Raw genomic sequence first — 2,263 nt, 5'->3', positions numbered from 1 at the left:
CATGACGTACAGCTCACGCGTGACGACCAGCCCGGCAGCAGCGGCCAGGGCCGTCGCCGCGGGCAGCATGCCGTGGGCCCAGACGCTGCGTGCACCCAGCGCCACCACCTCGTCGAGCAGGGCGCGACCGTGCCCGCGACGACGATGCCGCGGGTCCACGACCAGCTCGGCCACGGCATCCGGCCCGCCCGCCTGCGCCACCTGCGCATACCCGACCACGGCGTCGTCCTCGTCCAGGCGCACCAGGTGAACCACGCCCTCGCGGGCCGGACCGATCGCCAACCGGAACGACTCGGAGACGGCCTCGACGCCGTCGGCGTCCTCGGCCAGCGCCAGCAGGGCACGGATCTCGGATGCCGTGGCGTCGTCGATCGCGGACAGGCGCGTCGTGCGCGGGGGGCGCGTCACGTCAGGACTCGATCTCCGAGAAGGAGTCGGCGACCTCGGGGACGAAGCGGTACCCGACGTTGCGGACGGTCCCGATGAGCACCTCGTAGTCGGTGCCGAGCTTGGCACGCAGCCGCCGCACGTGGACGTCGACCGTGCGCGTGCCACCGAAGTAGTCGTAGCCCCAGACCTCCTGGAGCAGCTGCGATCGCGTGAAGACCCGCCCCGGGTGCTGCGCGAGGTACTTCAGCAGCTCGAACTCCTTGTACGTGAGGTCGAGCAGCCGCCCCCGCAGCCGCACCGAGTAGGTCACCTCGTCGATGACGAGGGCGCCGGCGGTGATCGGCCCGGTCTCGTCCTCGGCGGCCTCGCTCGTGCGCCCCATGACCAGGCGCAGGCGGGCCTCGATCTCTGCCGGTCCGGCGGTGTCGAGGATGACGTCGTCGATGCCCCAGTCGCTCGTCAGCCCGGCCAGGCCCCCCTCGGTGACGACGACGAGCAGCGGGATCGAGATGCCCGTCGTGCAGATCACCCGGCACAGGGACTTGGCCATCGCGAGCTCGCGACGGGCGTCGACGATGACGACGTCAGCCTGTGGCGCGTCGACCAGGACGGAGGCTTCCGCAGGGAGGATGCGAACATGGTGGCTCAGGAGCCCGAGCGCAGGAACGACCTCGGCGCTGGGCGCCAAGGTGTTCGTCAGCAGCAGCAGGTGGGCCATTGCCCATCAGGATAGGTGGTCATGCACACGTCAGGTCCCGGCACCGATCCGGCTGAGATGGTCACGGTCCGCTACTGGGCGGGGGCCCGGGCTGCCGCGGGAGTCGCGGAGGAGCGGCTGGCGGGGGTTGCCACCGTCGACGACCTCGTCACTCACCTGGCCGAATCCCGCCCCGGCCTGCTCGCGGTCCTGCCGGTGTGCTCGGTGCTCGTCGGCGGTCGGGCGAGCTCGGGTGGTGACCAGATCGCGCCCGGCGCGGTCGTCGAGGTTCTCCCGCCCTTTGCCGGGGGATGATGGGAGGATGCCGCGCGTGGACGAGGATTCGAGCGACGTGACTGCGGCCCCCGAGCCGGAGACCCGTGCGGCCCGTCGCGCCCGCCGGGACGCGGTGCTCCACGAGCCGGTGCTACCGGCCCTGGCCACCGTTCCGCGGCCCGTCACCGTCGCCGCGACCGTCGTCCTGGCGGGTCTGCTCGTTCTCGCCCTCGTCGCCGACCCCGTGCTGCTGGCTGCCGGGTTGGCCTGGGCCGGGATCGTCGTCGCCTGGGGCTGGCCGGCGCTGCACGGCTCGTCGAGCCGGTTCGGGTCGTCGCTGGCGATCGGTGTCCCAGCCGTTCTCGCACCCGCAGCGGGGGTCGCCAGCCCCGAGCAGCCCTACCTGCGGCTCGTCCCGGTCGCCCTCATCATCGGGCTCGCCATCATGTTCGGGCACCAGATCCTGCGTCGTGACGGGCGACCGCGACTCACCGACTCGATCGGGGTCACCTCGTTCGGTCTGGCCGTCATCGCGCTGGGGACGACGTGGTTGCCGTTGTCGCGCGGTTCGTTCACCACCGAGGTCGCGGTGGTGGCGTTCGTGGCCATCGCCACCGCGTCCTTCGCCGACCTCGGCGCCGGGATGTCAGCGCTTCGGCCGTGGATGCTGCCGGCTGCCATGCTCCTCGGGGGGCTGGGAGCCATCATCGCCGCGTCCGTCATCGGGGGCCCGGGCATTGCTCCGGCAGCGCTCGTGGGGTTCGCCTGCGCCGCGGTCTCGCACGCGATGCGCCGGGTCCACAGCGTGCTGCCGGCCATCACGACGGTCAAGAGCCAGATGTCCAGCGCCGCCGCTGCGCTGCTCGTGCCCGGCGTCGTGGCCTACGGGTTGTCCCTGCT

4 protein-coding genes are annotated in these 2,263 nt (G+C 72.2%); 2 read left to right on the top strand and 2 right to left on the bottom strand.

The genetic code is table 11. The features are described 5' to 3' along the window. Positions 1–408: GNAT family N-acetyltransferase (locus tag PLL68_RS14130; RefSeq protein WP_324535159.1), on the bottom strand; the 408-nt coding region annotated here is incomplete at its 3' end. Position 409: 1 nt separating this feature from the next. After that, entirely contained in the window at positions 410–1,108 is a 699-nt protein-coding gene (locus PLL68_RS14125) for a winged helix-turn-helix transcriptional regulator (RefSeq protein WP_324535156.1), read from the bottom strand. Between the two features lie 21 nt (positions 1,109–1,129). Between PLL68_RS14125 and PLL68_RS14120 the strand changes: the two genes are divergently transcribed. Together PLL68_RS14120 and PLL68_RS14115 are read left to right on the top strand one after the other, a co-directional pair. Beyond that, complete coding sequence (locus tag PLL68_RS14120) at positions 1,130–1,402, top strand: MoaD/ThiS family protein (RefSeq protein ID WP_324535154.1); 273 nt, start codon at positions 1,130–1,132, stop codon at positions 1,400–1,402. Between the two features lie 16 nt (positions 1,403–1,418). Further along, positions 1,419–2,263: hypothetical protein (locus PLL68_RS14115; RefSeq protein WP_324535152.1), on the top strand; the 845-nt coding region annotated here is incomplete at its 3' end.

The organism is Ornithinibacter sp. (assembly GCF_035443565.1).
Lineage (GTDB): Bacteria > Actinomycetota > Actinomycetes > Actinomycetales > Dermatophilaceae > Fodinibacter.
This window is presented reverse-complemented; position numbering and strand designations above follow the sequence as displayed.